Genomic DNA, 22302 nt, shown 5'->3' with positions numbered 1-22302 from the left:
CTCGTTGCTCGTTGCTCGTCATGATTAGTGTATATTCTCCTAATGAAGTCAAGCGCTAATATAAAGAAATCGAGATAAAAAAGCAATTTCTATCTATTGACAAACTGGCTCCTAAAAGAAACAGAGACCAGGTAAATACAATAAAATAGCACGCTTACTATAAGCACGAGCGTGCTATTTTTATATAAAATCAAATTAATTTAACTGGTATTTTGACAACTAACTTTTTAATCTCTTCCGATTTTCCATTCACCAAACAACAAGGTTTATGCGGTTCGTAAGGATAGAATACGGCAAACATTTTAGGTGTTAATGTGACCGTAAATTTATTCTCAATATCCGCTGCAGTCAGTTGATAATCATCGACATCATTGTAATCTTCGTATTTTGTTAAATCCGGATAGGTTACCCCAACTTCAATATTTTCCGTTCCTCGAATTAAGACCTGCACATCTAAATATTCATGATGTAATTCCGCTTTCTTGCTGCTTGATTCGGCAGTTTCCAGCTCCATCACATTCATATAAATTTGATCGTTAATATCGTGGCGACCGGTTTCTAATGCATTTAAATCTAATGTATTGAGGTAATCGCACACTTCTACAATCACTTTTGGTAAACCCACTTTAAAATTCGGGTTGGTTAGGTTACTAATAATCACATCTTTCTCCTTATGAATGCATGAATGAAAACTGACCTATCATAACAAGTTGATAGTATGAAATAAAGTTACCAATCACATCAAAACATCTGTATAATGTGCAAGCTTTATTTTCTGTATTAGCGTGCGGCTAACAAAAGAAATTTTTTCGCAAAAGTGCGGTCACAAAAAACAACGTTTTTTAAACGTTGGCTTTACCAACAACACCATATTAAGGGTGAACAAACGAGTTTTGTGAATAATTTTCTCAAAGATTTCTTTTGCTAGTCGCAATCTGGAAAATAAGGCATTGTTTTAATATCAAAATCAAAGGAAAACATTGTGAATCCAATTGTTAAACAGTTTAAATATGGTCAACACACCGTCACGTTAGAAACCGGTGCAATTGCACGCCAAGCTACTGCCGCAGTAATGGCAAGTATGGATGACACCAGCGTGTTCGTTACCGTTGTGGCTAAAAAAGATGTAAAAGAAGGCCAAGACTTCTTCCCGTTAACCGTTAATTACCAAGAGCGTACTTATGCTGCGGGTCGTATTCCCGGTGGTTTTTTCAAGCGTGAAGGCCGCCCATCTGAAGGCGAAACCTTAATTGCCCGTTTAATCGACCGTCCTATCCGTCCATTATTCCCGGAAGGTTTCTTCAATGAGATCCAAGTTGTGGCGACCGTTGTTTCCGTCAATCCGCAAATTAGTCCAGATTTAGTCGCGATGATTGGTGCTTCTGCCGCGTTATCCTTATCTGGTGTACCGTTTAACGGTCCGATTGGTGCGGCCCGCGTCGGTTTTATCAACGATCAGTTCGTGTTAAACCCGACTATGGCGGAACAGAAACAAAGCCGTTTGGATTTAGTCGTAGCGGGAACGGATAAAGCCGTATTAATGGTAGAATCCGAAGCCGATATTTTAACGGAAGAACAAATGCTGTCTGCCGTGGTATTCGGTCATCAGCAACAACAAGTTGTGGTTGAGGCTATCAAAGAATTTGCGGCAGAAGCAGGTAAACCTCGTTGGAATTGGGTGGTTCCTGAGCCAAATACCGATTTAATCAATAAAGTAAAAGCTATTGCAGAAGCACGTTTAGGTGATGCATACCGTATTACAGAAAAACAAACCCGCTATGAGCAAATTGATGCGCTCAAGGCTGATGTTATCGCACAAATTACCGCAGAAGACGAAGAAATCAGTGAAGGTAAAATCATCGATATTTTCACCGCACTTGAAAGCCAAATCGTACGTGGCCGTATCATTGCAGGCGAACCACGCATTGACGGTCGTACCGTGGATACGGTTCGGGCTTTAGATATTTGCACGGGCGTATTACCGCGTACTCATGGTTCGGCAATTTTCACCCGTGGTGAAACTCAAGCATTAGCGGTTGCAACACTTGGTACTGAGCGCGATGCACAAATTATTGATGAGTTGACCGGTGAGCGTTCCGATCATTTCTTATTCCACTATAACTTCCCGCCGTACTCTGTCGGCGAAACCGGTATGATCGGTTCACCGAAACGTCGTGAGATCGGTCACGGACGTTTAGCAAAACGCGGGGTAGCTGCGGTGATGCCAAGCCTTGCAGAGTTCCCTTATGTCGTGCGTGTCGTATCCGAAATCACCGAATCTAACGGTTCTTCCTCCATGGCTTCCGTATGTGGCGCTTCTCTTGCCTTAATGGATGCAGGTGTCCCGATTAAAGCGGCAGTAGCCGGTATTGCTATGGGTTTAGTAAAAGAAGAAGAAAAATTCGTTGTACTTTCCGATATTCTTGGTGATGAAGATCACCTCGGCGATATGGACTTTAAAGTAGCGGGTACACGTGAAGGCGTGACAGCACTTCAAATGGACATCAAGATTGAAGGGATTACACCGGAAATTATGCAAATCGCCTTAAACCAAGCGAAAAGCGCACGTATGCACATTCTTGGTGTGATGGAACAAGCAATCCCCGCACCACGTGAAGATATTTCCGACTACGCACCGCGTATTCACACAATGAAGATCGATCCGAAGAAAATCAAAGATGTGATTGGTAAAGGCGGAGCGACAATTCGTGCATTAACCGAAGAAACCGGTACTTCAATTGATATTGATGATGATGGTACGGTAAAAATTGCCGCAGTCGATAATAATGCGGCGAAAAATGTGATGGCTCGTATTGAAGAAATTGTAGCGGAAGTAGAAACCGGTGCGATTTATAAAGGCAAAGTAAGCCGTTTGGCTGACTTCGGCGCATTCGTTTCCATTGTCGGCAATAAAGAGGGTTTAGTACACATTTCGCAAATCGCCGAGGAGCGCGTTGAAAAAGTCAGCGATTATCTTCAAGTAGGTCAAGAAGTCAATGTAAAAGTAGTGGAAATCGATCGTCAGGGTCGTATTCGCTTAACGATGAAAGACCTTGCACCAAAACAAGAATCCGAACAAACCCAAGGAAATTCTAGCGAAGAACAAGAATAATCTTGATAAATCAAAACTTGACGGTAAACTCCGTCAAGTTTGTTTATTTCCAACAAATATTAGTACACAAGAAGAAAGCCAATGCAGCGTTTTCGACTATCTCGCCGTTATTTAGCCTATTTATTCGGCTTATGTGCGATATTGTTTCTTGCCGGCTGTGTCCAGTATAGGGACACTTTTGTATCTAACAATCACGTAATGCTTGCTGAGCAAAATCCGAATTCACACTTTGAACAAGAGGTGATGATTGTACGGATTAGCCAAGTATTATTAGTTGGAAAAATGAGTAATGAAGAACGTGCTTTGTTGCATTTTGAACGCGGCGTTCTGTATGATTCCCTCGGTCTATGGGGGCTGGCTCGTTACGATTTTACTCAAGCCCTTGCATTGCAGCCGAAAATGGCAGCCGTGTATAATTATTTAGGGCTTTATCTATTACTTGAGGAAGATTATGACGGTGCATTGGAAACTTTCAATGCCGTGTTCGAATTAGATCCAAGTTATAATTACACCCACCTTAATCGTGGTTTAAATTTTTATTATGTAGGACGTTATAATCTTGCCGAACAGGATTTTTTACAGTTCTACCAAGCCGATACAACCGATCCTTATCGTGTTTTATGGTTGTATTTGAACGAACAAAAATTAAAACCGCAAGAAGCCCATAAAAACCTTGTTGAACGAGCAAAAGGGCTATCAAAGGACTTCTGGGGTACAAATATCGTTCAATACTACTTAGGACACATTTCTTTGGAAGAATTACAGCAACGTGTCGGTAAATTTGCTGAAAACGCACAACAATATGCTGAAATTCTCACGGAAACCTATTTTTATCTAGCAAAACAAAAACTCAATGTGGGGCTGGTTGATGAAGCGGCTGCTTTATTTAAACTGGCTATGGCGAATCGGGTTTATAACTTTGTTGAGTATCGTTTTGCCTCTTTTGAGCTAATGAAATTAAAACCGGCTCAAACAGAACAGGAAAAAGAAGTAAAAAGTGCGGTTACAAAAACAGAAAATTTTTAGACCGCACTTTACATTGAGGATAACGTCCTCTGTGTTCAACAATTAAACCGAAAGCCCTCTTGAGCTTTCCTTTTTATATTCGAGTATTTTAATGACTGACAAAATCACTTTTAATGACTTAGGACTGCCTGAGTTCATCTTAAAAGCTGTTTCTGACCTAGGTTTTGAAACACCTTCTCCAATTCAACAAGCCTGTATCCCTCACTTGCTCAACGGCAAAGATGTGTTGGGTATGGCACAAACCGGTAGTGGTAAAACAGCGGCTTTCTCATTGCCTTTACTGGCTCAAATTAATACTGAAGCAAAACACCCTCAAATGTTAGTAATGGCGCCGACACGTGAGCTTGCCATTCAAGTGGCGGATGCCTGCGATCAATTTATAAAACATATACAGGGCATACGTGTTGTCACTCTTTACGGCGGGCAACGATATGACATTCAACTGCGTGCATTAAAACAAGGTGCGCAAGTCGTAGTAGGCACGCCGGGGCGTATTCTGGATCATATTCGTCGCGGTACTTTAGATTTATCCGAACTTCGTTTCATCGTGTTGGATGAAGCCGATGAGATGCTACGCATGGGTTTTATTGACGATGTTGAAACTGTAATGGCCGAATTGCCGGAACGTCATCAAACCGCCCTTTTCTCTGCCACAATGCCGGAACCGATTCGTCGTATCACCAAGCGTTTTATGCATGATCCTCAAGAAGTGAAGATTAAAGTCAATAACGAAAATGCGCCGGATATTGAACAAAGTTGTTGGTATGTCCACGGTGTACGCAAAAATGAAGCACTTCTTCGTTTCCTAGAAGTAGAAGATTTTGATGCCGCTATTATCTTTGCCCGTACTAAAACAGGTACGTTAGATATTACCGAGTTATTAGAGAAAAACGGTTTCCGCTCTGCCGCACTTAATGGTGATATGACCCAACAACTGCGTGAACAAACCCTTGATCGCTTACGTAACGGCAGTCTTGATATTGTTGTCGCCACGGATGTTGCCGCACGAGGTATTGATATTGAACGTATCAGCCTTGTCGTGAACTACGACATTCCGCTTGACGCCGAATCTTACGTGCATCGTATCGGTCGTACCGGTCGAGCCGGCCGTTCGGGTCGTGCGTTATTGTTTGTAGAGTCTCGGGAACGCCGTTTACTCCGCAATATTGAACATTTGATGAAAAAACCGATCAATGAAGTAGAACTACCGAATTATTTAGTATTACAAGAATGCCGCCGTAAAAAATTTGTGGCGAAAATCACCAAACAACTTGAGCATCACGATTTAGAACAATATCGTAGCCTGTTAGAAGACTTATTTACTGCGGATCAAGATCAAGAAGATATTGCGGCTGCTATGCTAATGTTACTACAAGGCAAGCAAAAACTAATTCTTCCACCGGATCCGCCAATGGAAAAACGTCGTCGTAATGATCGTGGCGAACGTCGCGAAAATCCTCGTTCGACAGAACGCCGTAGTGAGCGCAAAGGTTATGGTAATCCGCAACCGATGGATTTATACCGTATTGAAGTTGGAAGAATGGATGGTGTTGAAGTTCGTCATATTGTTGGGGCAATTGCAAACGAAGGTGATATTAATAGTCGCTACATCGGTCATATTAAACTTTATGATGAATACACCACAGTGGAATTACCACAGGGTATGCCAAAAGAATTGCTTCAACAATTCGGCAAAACTCGAGTGCTAAACAAGCAAATGAGAATGTCATTTCTTGGGGCGGTAAAATCCGAAAACTCACGCGAACGTGATGATTTCGGCGGAAACAGGAAAGGTCGTGGTAACGGTAATGGTGATCGCGGCGGGCGGAAATTTAATGAAAAAAATAACCGCACTTTTAACGAGAAACCTCGAAGAGGCCGCCGTAGTTAATATAAAGGGTAGAGATAGGATATATCCCTACCCTTTCTATTAAGGAGAAAAAATGCATTTTAAAAATCACAGTTATTGGGCCGTTCAAAGCGTAGCAAAAGATGAAAACAGGTTAATAAAATCAATCGAAGCCTACTTTAAAACACACAAGAGAACCTTCACAAAATGCAAATCTACTCTTTTGGAAAGTTATTTACCTTTTAAATATAAGCATTTTTATTGGAATTTAAATAAAGAAATGAAAACATTCATTGCTATTATTCCTAATCAAGACTTAGAGGGGAAATGGCGGGAGGAACAATATAAAAATTGTGCTTGGCTGTTAGAAATTCACATCTATGAAAAATTAAATTATGATAATGAACCAAACTATGATGATAAAGTAGTTTCCAATATGAATAAAACACAAAGATTTCTCCATGAAATCTTTGACTCCATTGATTTTAAATGCCATCTACTTGATGAATATGACGATACAAATCGGAACAATCGCTGGTATCATCAATCGGATATAAATTAGCTATTTGGTACTCTTATAAATAGGAACATATATTTGAAAGGTTTATTTTTACGTATTATCGCCGCACTTGCATTGCTACTTTGGTCGATTGATATGGTGTTTCCTTGGCAGAAAATAATGCAATCGGAAGAAAACCATTATACTGCAATTAAATCACGAGGCAGCCTTATTGTTGGAACAATCAACAACCCTATTTATTATTTGATCGGTCCTGAAGGGGAATCCGGTTTAGAATACGAATTAGCAAAAAATTTTGCTGATTATTTAGGCGTAACGCTTAAAATTAAAACCCTTGAAAATACAGACGCACTTTTTAACGCACTCGCAAATAACCAAATCGATTTTGCCGCCGCTAATTTACTTTTTTACCCCCGCCGTGCGGAACAGTTCCAAATCGGGCCGGCTTATACCTCCGCTTCTTGGCAATTAGTCTACAAAAAAGGAGAAAATCGACCAAAAGATTTAAGCCAAATACAACAAGAAATCACCATTGCCGGAGGAGAAGAACTAAACGAGTTATTGGCTCAATTTAAGAAAAAATTCCCTAACTTACAGTGGAAAAATAACAAACAATTCACTCAAGAAGAATTATTAATTCAAGTTGCAGAAGGTAAGATTCCTTACACTATTGCTAACTCCATTGATGTAGCCGCTACGCAACAAATCCGCCCCAATCTTGCGATCGCCTTTGACGTAACGGACGAAGCTACTGTTCATTGGTATCTCGCCAATAATTCTTATAATGAACTGCAGGCTGGTTTGTTAGATTTCATGAACAATGCTTTAGACTCGGGATTAATTGATCGTATTGAAGAGAAATATTTCCGTCACATCGCTCAATTCGATTATGTCGATAGCCGAGCCTATTTAAATGCCATAGAAAAAACTCTCCCACAATATCAACCGCTCTTTGAAAAATACAAAGGCACATTAGACTGGCGTTTATTGGCTGCTATGGCATATCAGGAATCCCATTGGAACCCTGATGCAACCTCTCCTACCGGTGTACGGGGAATGATGATGCTAACCAGGGATACGGCGGAACGAATGAAAATCACTAATCGAACGGATCCGGAACAAAGTATCAAAGCAGGATCGGATTATTTACATTGGTTATTGACCCAAATACCGGACAGCATTGCGCAAGAGGATCGCATTTGGTACGCTCTCGCTGCGTATAATATGGGATTAGGTCATGTGCTGGATGTACGTCGCTTAACAAAAAAATTAGGGGGAAATCCGGATAATTGGCTAGATGTAAAAAATAACTTACCCTTACTGTCAGAAAAACGTCATTATAATAATCTAAAATATGGTTACGCCCGTGGCTATGAAGCATATCAATATGTGGAAAATATCCGTCGCTATATGAAAAGTATTGTTAATTATCATCGGGTTCAAGGAAATCAGAACAACAACGATTCTAAAAATATCATGGAAAATAAATAAGAATAGGAGAGTAATATGTTAAAACGCAAAACCTTTTTGAAAAAAATAAAATCCCGTGATATCTCCACTTCACGTAACTTACGTTTAAAACGATTAAAACATCGCAAACAAAAGCAATTTGAGCGCCATGCTATGCAGTTTGTCATACAAGAAATTTGTTGCTAAATAAAACCGCACTTTAGCTTCCCAAAGTGCGGTTTTATTTTAAGGTATTTTATGCATCAAAACCCCGACATCAGTATCGGAGGTTTTACCAATTATTTCGTTGCAGCCGGAACAACCAATTCAGGTTCTTCCGGTTTTTCTACTTTTACAAACTGTTTATCCTTATTTGCATCAATAATTTGTTGGGTTTGATTTGCCAAAGTATCCAGCCCCATTTTTTGGTACGCATCACGCATTAAGAATAAACCTTCATAAGTCGCTTGCGTGTCAGGATATAATTGCAACATTCCCACAACACGGTTTGCCACCGCAACATCCGCATTACGCTTTGCATAGAACTTAGCAATTTCCAATTCATGGCGCGCTAAAGAATCTTTAATATAAACCATGCGGGCTAAGGCATCTTGTGCATAAGGACTATTAGGAAATGCGCGTATTAAACTTTGAAAATTCGAAAATGCGGTTTTTAAAGAGGTTGTTTCACGCGTTGCACGATCGATTCCAAAGAAATCCTGAATGGCATTATCCGCCGTTGCAACATTAGTTAGACCTGCCATATACACCGCATAATCACGATTCGGACTTTGCGGGAATTGATTTAAGAAATTATCTACCGTCACCAATACGGCTGTGTAATCCTGCGATTTATAGTTTGCATAAATGAGATCCAACATTGCTTGTTCTTGATATGTACTTCCCGGGAAACGTTCCATTGTCGCATTTAGATAACGAATAGCCTCAGAATAACCGCCTTCTTGTAAAGAGATTGAACCTTTATTGTAAAGTTCATCTACCGATAATTGCTCAACTTCTTTTTTACCGCTTGAACAACCGATCACAGCAAATATTACTGCAAGCAAAGCCAATGATTTCATTTTGCGCATTGTTTTTTCCTTAATTTTTACGAACACCAATAAATAAGATACAATTAGCCGACATTGTATAGAACATTAATAAATAAGCCAACTTTTTAAACTTATTGAGATAGATTTTTATGCCACAAATTACCCTTTCGGCAGAGGTACAACCTGAACAAATCGGACAGCGATTAGACCAAACCCTCGCTGAGTTGTTCCCTGAATATTCCCGATCACGCCTAAAAACTTGGATTGAAGCGGATCTTGTGAAAATTAACGATCGCATTGCCAACATCCCTCGTGAAAAAGTATTAGGCGGAGAACATATCGAAATCATCGTTAAAATAGAAGACGAAACACGCTTTGAACCTGAAAATATCCCGCTTAATATCGTCTATGAAGATGACGATATTATTGTGATTAATAAACCCAAAGATCTTGTCGTACACCCCGGTGCGGGCAATCCGAACGGCACGGTATTAAACGCTCTTCTTTACCACTACCCGCCGATTGCCGAAGTACCGCGTGCAGGTATTGTACATCGCTTGGATAAAGATACTACCGGTTTAATGGTGGTAGCAAAAACCATACCCGCCCAAACAAAATTAGTGCGAGATTTACAAAAACGAAAAATTACCCGTGAATATGAAGCCGTTGCTTTAGGTATTATGACTAAAGGCGGTTTTGTCAATCAACCGATGGCACGCCATGCGACTAAGCGTACACTTATGGCGGTGCATCCGATGGGTAAACCAGCAGTAACCCACTATCGTATTATGGAAAACTTTCGTAACTATACCCGCCTACGCTTACGTTTGGAAACGGGCAGAACCCATCAAATTCGTGTTCATATGGCACACATCGCCCACCCATTATTAGGCGATCAAACTTATGGCGGTCGTCCTCGCCCGCCAAAAAATGCCAGTGAAAGTTTTATGGAAGTATTGCGTAATTTTAAACGTCAGGCTTTGCATGCAGTTATGCTACGCTTAGCACACCCTATTAGCGGTGAAATGATGGAATGGCACGCCCCTCTACCGGAGGATTTTATCGAATTGCTTAATGCGCTAAAAACAGATTATATTGAACACAAAGATAATTTGGATTATTAATATGCACGCGATTTTTCCCAATTGGCAAGTGCCCTCCAATATCCATGCATTTACAACGACACGCTGGGGAGGAGTGAGTGTTGCACCGTTTGATAGTTTTAATTTAGGCGATCACGTTGATGATGAAAAAAGTGCGGTCAAAATTAACCGCACTTTATTAGTAGAAAAATTCAATTTACCGCAAACTCCGTTATTTCTCACTCAAACCCATAGTACAGATGTTATCCAACTACCTTATTCTGGCAGTAATTTTAATGCGGATGCCGTCTATACCCGACAGCCCAATCAAGTTTGTAGCGTGATGACCGCCGATTGCTTGCCCGTATTGTTCACTACCCGTCAGGGCAATGAAGTGGCAGCGGCTCATGCCGGCTGGCGCGGATTATGTGATGGGGTATTGGAGAAAACGGTAAAATGTTTTAAAGCCCAAGCACAGGATATTATCGTTTGGCTTGGCCCTGCTATCGGACCAAACGCATTTCAGGTAGGGGGTGAAGTAGTTGAACAATTTATCGGCTTTGACCCTATTGCAGAAACAGCTTTCCGAACCGATCCTTCTCTACAAGGTAAGTACCTCGGCAATCTTTATCAGATTGCCACGCAACGCTTAAATAAATTGGGAATTACAGACATTTCCGGTGGGAATCATTGCACATTTAATGAAAAAGACCTGTTTTTCTCTTATCGACGAGACAGAAAGACAGGTAGAATGGCGAGTGTTATTTGGTTCGATTAAGCATTGAGATACGCTGTCTAAACCCGATTTTTCATCAAAAATCCGGATTATTTTCAAACCAGCTTTCTAAAATTAAACAAGCAGAAATGCCATCCACTTTACCCTTTTTCAATGCTCGAAAACCACCGCGATCAAAAATTTCACTACGTGCTTGTGTTGTGGTTAAGCGCTCATCCTGTAATGCGACTTTGACGCCGAAACGCTCGTTTAAGCGATGAGCAAATTTTCTCGCCCGCAACGTTAATTCCTGTTCCGTACCGTCCATATTCAACGGAAGCCCCACAACGACAAGGTCGGGTTTCCATTCTGTTAAGCATTTTTCGATATTTTCCCAATTTGGAATACCGTCCCGTGCATTAAAAGCCGGTAAAGCCTGTGCCGTACCAGTAATACTTTGTCCCACGGCACATCCAATGCTTTTTGTGCCAAAATCAAAGGCAAGTGCGGTAATACCCATTAACTATGCCCCACTTGTGCCGTAGCAAAATTATGCGAATTAATACCTAACAGTCGATTTGCCACAAGGTAGCGCTCTTCGTAAGGCGTATCAAATAAAATAGTTTCGTCTAACGGCACAACCAACCAAGCATTATCTGCGATTTCTTTCACTAACTGACCAGGCGACCAACTTGAACACCCCAATGCCACTAAATATTTTTCCGGCGCCTGTAACGCCCCGAAAGTATCCACCACGTCGGCGGAAGTCGTAAGGAAAAGATCATCCGTTATCTTATAGCTATGCTGAAAATCATTTGCTGTTTTTTTATGTACAATAAAACCGCGTTCCGTATGCATCGGACCACCTGCTACCACCATCGCATCATCAAAAGTGCGGTCATTTTTCATCATAAAATTCAGTTTGGAATAAAGTTCCGCAATGCTTAAATCAGTCGGTTGGTTAATCACTAATCCCATCGAACCTTGATCATTATGCTCACAAATAAATATTACCGTATGCTGAAAATAATCTTCCAAATGAGGCATTGCAATTAACAATTTTCCTTGTAAATCCATCATTCACCTAAATCTCCAAAACAAATTTGTAATGCGCTGATTGCCGCTAAAGAGGCGGTTTCAGTACGCAATACACGCTTTCCTAATAAAATTTCAGTAAAACCCTGCTGCTCCGTCTGAGCGATTTCCTGTGGCGATAAACCGCCTTCAGAACCGATCAGCAAACGAACGCCCTCCGTCGGAATATGCGGCAAAGTTTTAATCGAATATTGGGCTCTAGGATGTAAATTCAACTTTAATGCTCTGTCATTTTCCGCACACCAGTCCTGCAATTTCATTAGCGGTCGAATTTCAGGCACAACATTACGACCGCATTGCTCACAAGCGGCAATAGCAATTTTTTGCCATTGTTGAATTTTTTTGTCCATACGTTCGCTATCTAATTTCACCCCGCACCGTTCCGACCAAAGCGGCGTAATAACATTCACGCCCAACTCTACCGACTTCTGAATGGTAAATTCCATACGCTCACCACGAGAAATGACCTGACCTAAATGAATCTTGAGGTTTGATTCCTTATCGGCAAACTCACGTCCCAAAATTTCAACTTTCACGCTTTTTTTGCCTGATTCAATAATCCTTGCCGGATAAATATGATTAGTGCCGTCAAATAATTCAATTTGCTCTCCCTCAACCATTCGTAACACTCGTCCGACATGATTTGCCGCCTCGTCAGAAAGCTGGCAGTGAATTTGATTTTCAAGGGATTCAGGATGATAAATTCGAGGTATGCGCATAAGGTATTAAAGATATATGTAAAAAGTACGATTAATTTAACCGCACTTTTTGCTGATTAATCGGAAAGATTTTGAGGCAAGCGTTCTAAAATCATACGCCAATAAGTTGCCGATCTTAAATTATGTTTACGAATACAATCCACCACGGCATCTGCGTTGCCTTCTTGGCAAATTTGTTGTAATTCCAGATAAAACTGCTTCGCCAATTCACGGTGTTTTTCATAACTGAAAAACAACAGCCCGATTTTTTGATATACCCCTTTTAAACTGTTAAAGATTAAACGATAAAAAGGTTTTTTTGCCAGTACAGTAAATTGGCGAAAGATACAATAATCAAACTCCGTATAGTCTTCAGCCGAATTTTTTAATTCGTTCAATTCACTAAATAACATTGCAGATTGTTGAGGCGAGTTTTTCACCGCTTCATAAATATAAAACTCCGACATTTTGCTACGTAACGACAACATATTATCAATAATGAGCGGTGCGGAATTTTGATCAAGGGTAATCAGCGTTTCAATAATGCTAGGATTGGCCGTGTCCCAAATATTATTTACTTTGGTTGGTTTACCATGTTGAATGGTCAACCAACCGTCTCGTGCCAAACGTTGCAGAACTTCTCGCAATGTCGTACGGGTTACCCCTATTTTATCGGCGAGATCCCGTTCTGATGGCAAATTTTTACCTGCCGGAAATACATTACTCCAAATACTTTTTACAATATATTCTTCGGCAAGCGCTGCGGGACTTTGTGCTTTTAAAAGTGTGTTTTCTGTATTCATAATAACCAGGCGTTAGGAAAAAACCCAACAAGATCAAAAAAATGTGACTTATTTGACAAATCTTCACTTTCGTTATTATCCTTTAAAGCACACTATATTACAATGAGCGTATTATAAAAAACAGGAGCCATTTATGACTTACACACAAGCTTTTATGAAAAATTTCCTAGGCAGCAGCCCGGATTGGTATAAATTCATCATTATCCTCTTTCTCATTATTAACCCTATTATCTTCTTTTTTATCAGCCCCTTTCTCGCAGGTTGGGTTTTAGTTGCAGAGTTTATTTTCACCCTTGCTATGGCATTAAAATGCTATCCTCTGCAGCCCGGTGGTTTACTGGCTATTGAAGCTATTGCTATCGGCATGACAAATCCGGCCCACGTAAAGGCTGAAATCATGGCAAATTTTGAAGTTATTTTATTGCTGATGTTTATGGTGGCCGGCATTTATTTTATGAAACAGCTCTTATTGTTTGTATTTACCCGCTTGCTGATCGCTATCGAATCTAAGATTACCCTGTCTTTAGCTTTCTGTATCAGTGCCGCATTTTTATCCGCATTCTTAGATGCATTAACCGTAGTTGCCGTGATTATTAGTGTAGCCATGGGCTTTTATGGTGTGTATCACAAAGTTGCCTCAGGCAATAAATTAAACGAGCTTATCGATATCACCAATGATGATAAACTAGGTGATAAACAGGCCACATTAGAACAATTTCGTGCATTTTTAAGAAGTTTAATGATGCATGCCGGTGTGGGAACCGCACTCGGCGGTGTCATGACCATGGTAGGCGAACCACAAAATTTAATTATTGCAGAACAAGCAAATTGGAGCTTTATTGAATTCTTCTTCCGTATGGCGCCCGTAACTTTACCTGTTTTAGTGTTTGGTTTGCTGACCTGCTATTTGGTAGAAAAATTCAAATTATTTGGCTATGGTGCAAAACTACCTCGTAAAGTATGGGCGGTATTGGCACGTTTAGATCACAATAATACGCAAAAAATGTCAAAGCAAGAAAAAATAAAATTGATTGTACAGGCTGTTATTGCACTTTGGCTTGTTATCGGTTTAGCATTTCATTTAGCTGCCGTAGGCTTAATAGGTTTAAGCGTGATCGTTCTCACAACTGCATTAACCGGTATTACCAATGAGCATATTATTGGCAAATCGTTCCAAGAATCTTTGCCATTCACTGCGTTACTTGTCGTATTCTTTACCGTGGTAGCAGTGATTATCGATCAAAAACTTTTCTCACCCATTATTCACTATGTCTTATCCGCTAGTGAAAGCACACAGCTTATTTTATTCTATGCCTTTAATGGCTTACTCTCTGCTATTTCTGATAATGTTTTCGTAGCAACCGTTTATATTAACGAGGTTAAAGCCGCACTAACTAACGGTGTAATCGCACCACATCAATTTGAATTACTCGCTGTTGCAATCAATACCGGAACAAATTTGCCATCGGTCGCAACACCAAACGGTCAAGCAGCCTTCTTATTCTTATTAACCTCATCGCTTGCCCCGTTAATTCGTCTCTCTTACGGCAGAATGGTTTACATGGCATTACCTTACACCATTGTGTTATCCTTGGTAGGCTTATTTGCCATTGAATATATTTTACCGGCCGCTACCATCTGGCTGGCAAATTTAGGACTAATTCAGCCAATTTAAGGAGAACAAATGCTCGCATTTTTTAAACAATTTTCAGAAAAACGTTTATCGTGGTTATTACTTGCATTTTCGAGTTTAACCTTAGAATTGACCGCACTTTATTTCCAATACGGTATGGGATTGCAACCCTGTGTCCTTTGTGTATATGAACGTTTAGCTATGAGTGGTTTATTCTTTGCGGGCATTATTGGTCTCCTCGCACCCCGTTCGCTTATCGTGCGCTTAATTGCTCTCGCGTTAGGTTTATTTAGTGCGATTAAAGGCTTGATAATATCCATTCGTCACCTTGATCTACAAATGAACCCCGCGCCTTGGAAGCAATGTGAATTTATCCCTAATTTCCCGGAAACCCTACCATTCCACCAATGGTTGCCAAGCATTTTCAACCCTACCGGCTCCTGCGATAACAGTCAGTGGTCGTTATTCGGTATCACGATGGTGCAGTGGTTGGTATTTATCTTTGCAGTATATGTAATTGTCCTTGTGGTAATATTGATTGCACAGGTGAAAAAAAGCAGAAAACAGAGAATGTTATTTAATTAGGGAATTAAAAAAATATTGTTAATTTGTCTTTCCTCAAAATTGGTTAAGTAATCCAATTTGGGAGAGACTCATTAAAAACGGTATTTTTCTGAACTTAATCTTATCTTTTTTATAGGTAATATTTATGCACAACACAACACAACACAACACAACACAACACAATTATGTCATTAGTTTAACTACCGCACAAAAACGCCGAAAGCACATTGAAAATGAATTTGACAAACAAAATATCCCTTTCTTATTTTTCGATGCGGTTACGCCTTCAAATATTGATGAAATTGCCAAAAAGCTTAATATTATTCTTGACCGTTCCCCCAAAGCTCTTTTAAGTGATGTCGAAATTAGCTGTGCTTTAAGCCATATTTTCCTTTGGAATTTTATGCTGGAAAATAACCTCGACTACATTAATATTTTTGAAGATGACATTCACTTAGGGGAAAATGCAAAGGAATTATTAGAAATTGATTACCTTCCCGATAATACGGATGTTTTAAAATTAGAAGCCAACGGAAAAATGCTCTTTGGAAAAAGAAAGTCAAAAAAAATAAAATGCAACCGTGAAATTATTCCCTTAACCTTTAAACAATCAGGTGCAGCGGGTTACACCCTCACCTCTAAAGGGGCGAGATATTTGCTCGACAAGGTTCAAAATAAGCTACTTACGCTTCCGGCCGATGATCTTATTTTTATAGAATTTTTGAACCAAAAAGATTATAAAGCTATGCAGCTTTTACCCGGAGTTTGTGTGCAGGATTTTATTATCAATGCTAATCATTTTGAAAGTAGCCTCTCTGCCGGAAGAGAACAGGTAAGCCATAACAATACGAAAGCACCGCCTTTGGAAAGAATAAAGAAAGAGTGGATAAGATTAAAAAGACGACTTTTTGGCAAACCCGTCCCCTTTAAATAAGTGAAGTACGGTAAAATTTACCGCACTTTTTATGTCTCTAAAAAAATTTTAATCACTTTCCACATCCCCCAACAACTCGGCATATTTCACCGTATTCGGACTGGATTCTAAGGCGATTTTTAGTGCCATTGTAAGGGGAACGGAAAGTAGCATTCCCACCGTACCAAGCAACCATCCCCAAAATAAGAGGGAAAGAAAAACGACTAAAGTGGAAAGCCCGAGACGCCGCCCCATCATTTTAGGCTCGAGAATATTACCGATAACCAAATTGATCGCAATCACACCAACTGCCACACTAAAACCGATACCGAAACCATTCAATAATAAAGCCTGTACAATAATGGGAGCGGCGGCAATGATAGAACCGATATTCGGAATATAATTGAGCAAGAAACTTAATGTCGCCCACAAAATCGCATATTGTACGCCGCACACTTCCAACAAAATAAACACCGCAATCCCTGTCAGCAAACTGGTGATACTTTTAATCCCAAGGTAGCCAATCACCCCTTGCAAAATGCGATTAATATGGCGTTCCTCCTTTTCTACATCATTCGGTGTGGAGCTTATCACCACCGCAACTTTGTGTTTCATGGTGGGAGCTTCAGAGAGCATGAAAATCACGACAAGCACTAAGACGAATACATTGCTTACCACACCGGAAAAATTGAGCAATACACGGCTAACAAAATTCATAATGATACTTGGATCGAAATTTTCTTGAATTGTTTCCCTTGAAAAATAAACAGGCAAATTAAAATGTTGTGCCAATGCCATCAGATCATTTACTCGTTCGGAAAGCAAAATTTTATATTGAGGAATAGATTGAGTAAATTCACGCACGCTACTGTTAATCAATCCCAAGAATGAGAAGAAAATAAGGGAGATCAAGACAAACAGCAGTACCATCGCAAGCCAGCGGGGGATACGGCGGATAGTCATTGCTTTAATAATCGGAGAACAAATAATAGCAATGAAGAGTGCCAACAAAAACGGTACAACAATTTCAGCGGCTAATTTGATACCGACTAAAATAACAATAACGGCGGCTATCCCCAACAAAGTGCGGTATAAATTTAGGTTATTTTCCACTAAATCGCTTCCTCATTTTCTTCACCGGTACGAATTCGAATCACCCGTTGCACATCATAAACAAAAATTTTTCCATCACCGATTTTGCCGGTTTGGCAGGTTTCTATAATGGTTTCAAGACATTGTTCCAGCAGATCATCAGGCACCACAATTTCCATTTTTACTTTTGGTAAAAAATCCACCATATATTCCGCCCCTCGGTAAAGTTCCGTATGCCCTTTTTGACGACCAAAACCACGCACCTCGGTCACTGTCATCCCGGTGATACCTATATCGGAAAGATTTTCACGCACATCATCAAGTTTAAACGGGCGAATCATCGCTTCGATCTTTTTCATCCTATTTCTCCAAATTTTCTCGTCTTGCCGCTTTTGGGCGAAAACTCTCAATAACATCAGAGTGAGTATCAATATACAAACCGTTAATGAGTTGTAAACAATAAGGCACTGCGCTAAAAATACCCCTCACAAGCACGTTTCCGTCTTTGTCTTTCACCCCTTCTAAGGTTTCTTTGATGGCTTTGGGTTGCCCCGGTAAGTTTAAAATCAAACTTTCTTTACGAATTACTCCCACTTGACGGGATAAAATTGCCGTAGGTACAAAGTGTAAACTCACTTGGCGCATTTGTTCGCCAAAACCGGGCATTTCACGATCGGCAACCGCCAAGGTTGCATCAGGGGTTACATCACGTTTAGCCGGCCCCGTTCCGCCGGTGGTTAATACAAGATGGCAACCTTGTTTATCCACCAATTCTTTGAGGGTTTGCTCAATAATTCCTTGTTCATCGGGAATCAATCGGGTTTCTATATGGAAAGGATTGATTAATGCGTTCTCTAACCAAGCCTGTAATTCGGGAATACCTTGATCTTGATAAATGCCTGATGAAGCGCGATCAGACACGGAAACAAGGCCAATTTTTAAAAGTGCGGTCATATTTTTCCTTAAAATTTCAATCAATACTTTTTTGTATTCTCTGTGAACCGGTTCACACTATGTCATTAAAAAGGGAATAAAAGCGGAATTAAAAATACACTCACCACCATCACAATCAATGTAAACGGCACACCAATTTTTAAAAAATCACTAAACTTATATCCGCCGGGCCCCACGACCATTGTATTAACCGGTGAAGAGACCGGCGTCATAAATGCGGCGGATGCGGCGATTGCCACCACCATAGCAAAGGGGATAGGTGATACTTGGAGTTGCTGTGCCAATGAAATTGCAATAGGTGCGACTAAAATCGCCGTCGCTGTATTAGAGATGAATAATCCGATCACTGCACAAAAGATAAATAACATCATCAACACTAAATGCATTCCCCAATCTCCCATTAACTGCAACATTGCCTCCACAACGAGTTGAATCCCGCCGGTTTTTTGCAGTGCAGTAGCAAACGGCATCATACCGATAATCAAAATTAGACTTGGCCAATGAATGGAGTCATAAGCACTTTTCGCATCTATGCAACGGAAATAACCCAACATTAAACAACCGATGAGTGCGGCAATCACATTCGGTACAAGACCGGATACCATTAACAGCGCCATCACCAATATGGAAAGCAAGGCTTGCGGTGCCTGGCTTTGTGCCGGTGCGACACGATCTATTTCTTTCGGGTAGGTTAGCACAACAAAATCCTTAGTACGGTTACGCATTTGTTGAATTACTTTCCAATCGCCAATAACAAGAATTAAATCGCCAAGCTTATAAGGTGTGCCAGAAAAGCTGTCGGAAATCAATTCGCCGTCCCGCTTGATACCCACCACATTTAATCCGTAACGAGAACGAAACTCCACCTCTTGTGTGGTTTTATCAATCAATGCCGAGCCCGGTACTAAAGCTAATTCCGCCATTCCAATAGATTTTGCCTGTTCGTCAAAAGATTGAGATTTAATCTCCGCCGGTTCTAAATTATAGGTTTGACAAAACTCCTCTAAATTAAATTCTTGCTGCCCCATATCGATCATTAAAATATCTTTTTCATGAATTTCAGAAGTGGCAAGGGGCATCATATAAGTCGGGCGAAAACGTTTCCAACGTTCAATCGCTAACACATTCATCCCATAGTTGGAACGTAAATGTAATTCATCTAAATTTTTGCCGATAAAAGGTGAACCGATACGCACCACAAAACGTTTCGCACGACCGCGTAAACCATATTCATCAATCAATTCAGCCATTGAGCGTTGGTTATTTTCTTGGTTATCCGTAGTAATATTTCCCCCTAGCCAACGGCGGGTTAACAACATATAACCAATCCCTAACAACAAAATGATAAGACCAATTGGAGTAAAATCAAAAAATCTTAAACGAGTGCCGGTATCTTTGACTAATTCCGCATTCACCACCAAGTTAGGGGCGGTGGCGATGAGTGTCATCATACCACTGATCAATCCGGCCACACTTAATGGCATCATTAAACGTTTTGGAGAAAGATTCATTTGACGACAAATCATTAGTACCACGGGGATAAAAATCGCCACCACACCGGTAGAGCTCATAAACGCCCCTAATCCTGCCACGGCAAGCATTAGTAACACCAAGACTTTGGTTTCACTATTTCCGGCAAGTTTTAAGATCCCTTCACTCACTTGATAGGCGACCCCGGTACGCACCAATCCTTCGCCAATAATAAACAACAATGCTATCAAAATAATATTCGGATCACTAAAGCCGGCAAAAATTTCATAGGTGGTTAAAATGCCGCTCAAATAAAATGCCAACATCACTAAAAGTGCCACGGCATCCATTCGCACTTTATTTCTCACGAATAAAATCACTGCAACGGCTAACAGAGCAAGCGTCCAGAAAAGCGGACTGACCCAAAGCGCATTTGTGAATATGGTATTCATCTCCTACCTCTCATTTTTAGCGACGTTCTAATACTTTGCGAACTGGGGCGAAACTACAGCGGTGTTGTGGCAATGCCCCTAATTCGGCTAATTTTTTTAGGTGTAACTTCGTCGGATATCCTTTATGTTGGGCAAAAGCATACTCCGGATATTGGCGGTCCAATGATTCCATTTCTTGATCCCGTGCGACTTTTGCCAAAATAGAAGCGGCACTAATTTCCGCAACCAGACTATCGCCTTTCACGATAGCTTGGGCCGGGATATTGAGATCTTTAGGGACTTTATTACCATCTACCAGCACAAAGTGCGGTTGAATTTTTAATGATTTCACCGCTCGCGTCATGGCAAGTAAGGATGCCTGCAAAATATTCAGTTCATCAATTTCTTCCGCTTCCGCACGCCCCAATGACCATACAAGTGCTTTTTGTTTAATTTCTTCTGCTAAGGCAAGGCGTTTTTTTTCAGTGAGTTTTTTTGAATCGGCTAATCCTTCAATGGGATTATTGGGATCTAAAATCACCGCCGCAGTTACGACTGCCCCCACTAAAGGCCCCCGCCCCACTTCATCTACGCCGGCAATTAACTGATAACCTTGCGGATATTCAAACATGTTGTTTTTCCTCTAATAGATCAATCACCGCTTGAGCAGCCTGCTTATCTGCATCACATTGAATTTGTCGGTGTAAGTCCGTGAAACGTTGTATTAAAATATGGCGATTTTTAACCGCACTTTCTTCATCCGAAAAATAGACCGCCAGTTTTTCTGCGAGGAGTATCGGCTCACAATTTTCTTGGATCATTTCCGGCACTAACATTTCATTTGCTAATAGATTCGGCAGAGAAATATAGTCGGTTTTAACTAAACGCTTTGCTAAAAAATAAGTGAGCGGTTTCATTTTATAACCCACCACCATTGGTGATTTACACAACATCGCTTCAAGAGCAGCGGTGCCGGAGGCCAGTAAAGTGGCATCAGCTGCGATTAATACTTGGCGTGCATTGCCGTCAATCAGATGCATAGCTAAATCCGGAGCGACTCGGGTCTTAATTGCTTCAAATTGTTGTCGTCGTTTTTCATTCACTAAGGGGACAAGAAATTGTAGAGCCGAAAATTGCTTTTTCAGCAATAATGCCGTTTTCAAAAACGGCTCGGTTAAAAATTCTACTTCAGCCCCCCTACTGCCCACAAGAATCGCTAAATAACGTTGTGCGGGATCAATATTGAGAAATCGGCAAGCCTCCGCCCGATTAGGTTTTAAGGGGATTGCATCCGCCATCGTGTGACCGATAAATCGGCAAGGCACATTGAATTTATCATAAAACGCTTTTTCAAAAGGTAAAAATGCCAGCACTTGATTTGTCGCTTTAGCAATTTTGTGGATTCTATTCTGTCTCCACGCCCATACGGAAGGGCTGACATAATGAATAGTTTTGATGCCGTTGGCTTTGAGTTTCAGTTCTACGTCTAAATTAAAATCAGGTGCATCAATGCCGATATATACATCGGGCTTTTCGCGCAATATGGTTTGAATCACATTTTTACGGATTCTTAGTAAGCGTGGCAGATGTTTAACAATTTCTGCTAAGCCCATAACGGAAAGTGCTTCCATATCCACCAAGGTTTCGCAACCTTCAGCGATCATTTTAGGACCAGCAATACCGATAAAACGAGCATTGGGATAATAAGTCTTAAGCCAGCTAATTAGACCTGCACCGAGAATGTCCCCTGAGATTTCTCCCGCCACAAGCGCAATAGTAGGATTTTCCTTGTTCATTAAATTTATCCTAAAAAATAACCGCACTTTGGATTAAAGTGCGGTTAA

General features: G+C 40.6%; 23 protein-coding genes. 11 read left to right on the top strand and 12 right to left on the bottom strand.

The window, feature by feature from the left end; genetic code table 11:
* Positions 1–190: 190 nt before the first annotated feature.
* A complete protein-coding gene (gene nanQ, locus BKL51_RS08510; protein ID WP_077466279.1) occupies positions 191–661 on the bottom strand; it encodes an N-acetylneuraminate anomerase in 471 nt (156 codons plus the stop codon).
* Between the two features lie 321 nt (positions 662–982).
* On the opposite strand from nanQ, the gene pnp reads away from it, so the two are divergent.
* The 6 genes from pnp to BKL51_RS11985 all read left to right on the top strand — a co-directional run bounded on the left by pnp (position 983) and on the right by BKL51_RS11985 (position 8163).
* Positions 983–3112, top strand: a complete 2130-nt coding sequence (gene pnp, locus BKL51_RS08505) for a polyribonucleotide nucleotidyltransferase (RefSeq protein ID WP_077466278.1) — start codon at positions 983–985, stop codon at positions 3110–3112.
* 81 nt (positions 3113–3193) lie between these two features.
* Positions 3194–4138 (top strand): lipoprotein NlpI, encoded by a 945-nt coding sequence (gene nlpI / locus BKL51_RS08500; protein ID WP_077466277.1) that lies wholly within the window; start codon positions 3194–3196, stop codon positions 4136–4138.
* Between the two features lie 91 nt (positions 4139–4229).
* Positions 4230–6029 (top strand): DEAD/DEAH box helicase, encoded by a 1800-nt coding sequence (locus BKL51_RS08495; protein ID WP_077466276.1) that lies wholly within the window; start codon positions 4230–4232, stop codon positions 6027–6029.
* A gap of 52 nt (positions 6030–6081) precedes the next feature.
* Complete coding sequence (locus tag BKL51_RS08490) at positions 6082–6549, top strand: hypothetical protein (protein ID WP_077466275.1); 468 nt, start codon at positions 6082–6084, stop codon at positions 6547–6549.
* A 33-nt stretch (positions 6550–6582) separates the two neighbouring features.
* Positions 6583–7998: a membrane-bound lytic murein transglycosylase MltF gene (gene mltF / locus BKL51_RS08485; protein WP_077466274.1), complete on the top strand. Its 1416-nt coding sequence runs from the start codon at positions 6583–6585 to the stop codon at positions 7996–7998.
* 15 nt (positions 7999–8013) lie between these two features.
* Entirely contained in the window at positions 8014–8163 is a 150-nt protein-coding gene (locus BKL51_RS11985; RefSeq protein WP_198930121.1) for a hypothetical protein, read from the top strand.
* A gap of 92 nt (positions 8164–8255) precedes the next feature.
* On the opposite strand, the gene BKL51_RS08480 is transcribed toward BKL51_RS11985, so the two are convergent.
* On the bottom strand, positions 8256–9047 hold the full coding sequence (locus BKL51_RS08480) for an outer membrane protein assembly factor BamD (RefSeq protein ID WP_077466273.1): 792 nt from the start codon (positions 9045–9047) through the stop codon (positions 8256–8258).
* A gap of 110 nt (positions 9048–9157) precedes the next feature.
* On the opposite strand from BKL51_RS08480, the gene rluD reads away from it, so the two are divergent.
* Together rluD and pgeF are read left to right on the top strand one after the other, a co-directional pair.
* Positions 9158–10132: a 23S rRNA pseudouridine(1911/1915/1917) synthase RluD gene (gene rluD, locus BKL51_RS08475; protein ID WP_077466272.1), complete on the top strand. Its 975-nt coding sequence runs from the start codon at positions 9158–9160 to the stop codon at positions 10130–10132.
* A gap of 1 nt (position 10133) precedes the next feature.
* Entirely contained in the window at positions 10134–10868 is a 735-nt protein-coding gene (gene pgeF / locus BKL51_RS08470; protein WP_077466271.1) for a peptidoglycan editing factor PgeF, read from the top strand.
* A 34-nt stretch (positions 10869–10902) separates the two neighbouring features.
* Here pgeF and ruvX read toward each other — a convergent pair whose 3' ends face one another.
* From ruvX to fadR, 4 genes are read right to left on the bottom strand one after another with little or no spacing between them, the layout of a single operon-like run.
* Positions 10903–11325 (bottom strand): Holliday junction resolvase RuvX, encoded by a 423-nt coding sequence (gene ruvX / locus BKL51_RS08465; protein ID WP_077466270.1) that lies wholly within the window; start codon positions 11323–11325, stop codon positions 10903–10905.
* Positions 11325–11885 (bottom strand): YqgE/AlgH family protein, encoded by a 561-nt coding sequence (locus BKL51_RS08460; RefSeq protein ID WP_077466269.1) that lies wholly within the window; start codon positions 11883–11885, stop codon positions 11325–11327. The genes ruvX and BKL51_RS08460 overlap by 1 nt, the downstream gene beginning before the upstream one ends.
* Positions 11882–12619, bottom strand: a complete 738-nt coding sequence (gene rsmE, locus BKL51_RS08455) for a 16S rRNA (uracil(1498)-N(3))-methyltransferase (protein WP_077466268.1) — start codon at positions 12617–12619, stop codon at positions 11882–11884. Before rsmE ends, BKL51_RS08460 begins: the two co-directional genes overlap by 4 nt.
* 56 nt (positions 12620–12675) lie before the next feature.
* Positions 12676–13401 (bottom strand): fatty acid metabolism transcriptional regulator FadR, encoded by a 726-nt coding sequence (gene fadR / locus BKL51_RS08450; RefSeq protein ID WP_077466267.1) that lies wholly within the window; start codon positions 13399–13401, stop codon positions 12676–12678.
* Positions 13402–13534: 133 nt separating this feature from the next.
* Here fadR and nhaB point away from each other — a divergent pair, with 133 nt between their 5' ends.
* The 3 genes from nhaB (at position 13535) to BKL51_RS08435 (ending at position 16532) form a co-directional block, all read left to right on the top strand.
* Positions 13535–15076 carry a Na(+)/H(+) antiporter NhaB gene (nhaB, locus tag BKL51_RS08445; RefSeq protein ID WP_077466266.1) on the top strand — a complete coding sequence of 514 codons (1542 nt, stop codon included), beginning with the start codon at positions 13535–13537 and terminating at the stop codon, positions 15074–15076.
* A 9-nt stretch (positions 15077–15085) separates the two neighbouring features.
* The gene (gene dsbB, locus BKL51_RS08440; RefSeq protein WP_077466265.1) at positions 15086–15619 is read left to right on the top strand and encodes a disulfide bond formation protein DsbB; all 534 of its coding nucleotides are present in this window, start codon (positions 15086–15088) and stop codon (positions 15617–15619) included.
* A 124-nt stretch (positions 15620–15743) separates the two neighbouring features.
* Positions 15744–16532, top strand: coding sequence for a glycosyltransferase family 25 protein (locus BKL51_RS08435; protein WP_077466264.1), 789 nt, complete (start codon positions 15744–15746; stop codon positions 16530–16532).
* A 48-nt stretch (positions 16533–16580) separates the two neighbouring features.
* Here BKL51_RS08435 and BKL51_RS08430 read toward each other — a convergent pair whose 3' ends face one another.
* From BKL51_RS08430 to lpxB, 6 genes are all read right to left on the bottom strand, one after another.
* Entirely contained in the window at positions 16581–17624 is a 1044-nt protein-coding gene (locus BKL51_RS08430; protein WP_077466263.1) for an AI-2E family transporter, read from the bottom strand.
* On the bottom strand, positions 17624–17962 hold the full coding sequence (gene glnB / locus BKL51_RS08425) for a nitrogen regulatory protein P-II (RefSeq protein ID WP_077466262.1): 339 nt from the start codon (positions 17960–17962) through the stop codon (positions 17624–17626). Before glnB ends, BKL51_RS08430 begins: the two co-directional genes overlap by 1 nt.
* Before the next feature lies 1 nt (position 17963).
* Positions 17964–18557, bottom strand: coding sequence for a molybdopterin adenylyltransferase (mog, locus tag BKL51_RS08420; RefSeq protein WP_077466261.1), 594 nt, complete (start codon positions 18555–18557; stop codon positions 17964–17966).
* Positions 18558–18622: 65 nt separating this feature from the next.
* A complete protein-coding gene (locus BKL51_RS08415; RefSeq protein ID WP_077466260.1) occupies positions 18623–20479 on the bottom strand; it encodes an SLC13 family permease in 1857 nt (618 codons plus the stop codon).
* 16 nt (positions 20480–20495) lie between these two features.
* On the bottom strand, positions 20496–21089 hold the full coding sequence (gene rnhB, locus BKL51_RS08410; protein WP_077466259.1) for a ribonuclease HII: 594 nt from the start codon (positions 21087–21089) through the stop codon (positions 20496–20498).
* Positions 21082–22254, bottom strand: coding sequence for a lipid-A-disaccharide synthase (gene lpxB, locus BKL51_RS08405; RefSeq protein WP_077466258.1), 1173 nt, complete (start codon positions 22252–22254; stop codon positions 21082–21084). Before lpxB ends, rnhB begins: the two co-directional genes overlap by 8 nt.
* Positions 22255–22302 lie beyond the last annotated feature (48 nt).

Origin of the sequence: Rodentibacter sp. Ppn85, from assembly GCF_001999335.1 — a bacterium.
GTDB lineage: Bacteria > Pseudomonadota > Gammaproteobacteria > Enterobacterales > Pasteurellaceae > Rodentibacter.
This window is presented reverse-complemented; position numbering and strand designations above follow the sequence as displayed.

Bases quoted from the DNA above. Each gene is read 5' to 3' on its own strand.
- pgeF (WP_077466271.1), top strand. From the start codon at position 10,134: ATGCACGCGATTTTTCCCAATTGGCAAGTGCCCTCCAATATCCATGCA.
- BKL51_RS08415 (WP_077466260.1), bottom strand. From the start codon at position 20,479: ATGAATACCATATTCACAAATGCGCTTTGGGTCAGTCCGCTTTTCTGG.
- BKL51_RS08490 (WP_077466275.1), top strand. From the start codon at position 6,082: ATGCATTTTAAAAATCACAGTTATTGGGCCGTTCAAAGCGTAGCAAAA.
- rnhB (WP_077466259.1), bottom strand. From the start codon at position 21,089: ATGTTTGAATATCCGCAAGGTTATCAGTTAATTGCCGGCGTAGATGAA.
- nhaB (WP_077466266.1), top strand. From the start codon at position 13,535: ATGACTTACACACAAGCTTTTATGAAAAATTTCCTAGGCAGCAGCCCG.
- fadR (WP_077466267.1), bottom strand. From the start codon at position 13,401: ATGAATACAGAAAACACACTTTTAAAAGCACAAAGTCCCGCAGCGCTT.
- BKL51_RS08460 (WP_077466269.1), bottom strand. From the start codon at position 11,885: ATGATGGATTTACAAGGAAAATTGTTAATTGCAATGCCTCATTTGGAA.
- BKL51_RS08480 (WP_077466273.1), bottom strand. From the start codon at position 9,047: ATGCGCAAAATGAAATCATTGGCTTTGCTTGCAGTAATATTTGCTGTG.
- rsmE (WP_077466268.1), bottom strand. From the start codon at position 12,619: ATGCGCATACCTCGAATTTATCATCCTGAATCCCTTGAAAATCAAATT.
- rluD (WP_077466272.1), top strand. From the start codon at position 9,158: ATGCCACAAATTACCCTTTCGGCAGAGGTACAACCTGAACAAATCGGA.
- BKL51_RS08435 (WP_077466264.1), top strand. From the start codon at position 15,744: ATGCACAACACAACACAACACAACACAACACAACACAATTATGTCATT.
- nlpI (WP_077466277.1), top strand. From the start codon at position 3,194: ATGCAGCGTTTTCGACTATCTCGCCGTTATTTAGCCTATTTATTCGGC.
- glnB (WP_077466262.1), bottom strand. From the start codon at position 17,962: ATGAAAAAGATCGAAGCGATGATTCGCCCGTTTAAACTTGATGATGTG.
- BKL51_RS08495 (WP_077466276.1), top strand. From the start codon at position 4,230: ATGACTGACAAAATCACTTTTAATGACTTAGGACTGCCTGAGTTCATC.
- BKL51_RS11985 (WP_198930121.1), top strand. From the start codon at position 8,014: ATGTTAAAACGCAAAACCTTTTTGAAAAAAATAAAATCCCGTGATATC.
- ruvX (WP_077466270.1), bottom strand. From the start codon at position 11,325: ATGGGTATTACCGCACTTGCCTTTGATTTTGGCACAAAAAGCATTGGA.
- lpxB (WP_077466258.1), bottom strand. From the start codon at position 22,254: ATGAACAAGGAAAATCCTACTATTGCGCTTGTGGCGGGAGAAATCTCA.
- mog (WP_077466261.1), bottom strand. From the start codon at position 18,557: ATGACCGCACTTTTAAAAATTGGCCTTGTTTCCGTGTCTGATCGCGCT.
- dsbB (WP_077466265.1), top strand. From the start codon at position 15,086: ATGCTCGCATTTTTTAAACAATTTTCAGAAAAACGTTTATCGTGGTTA.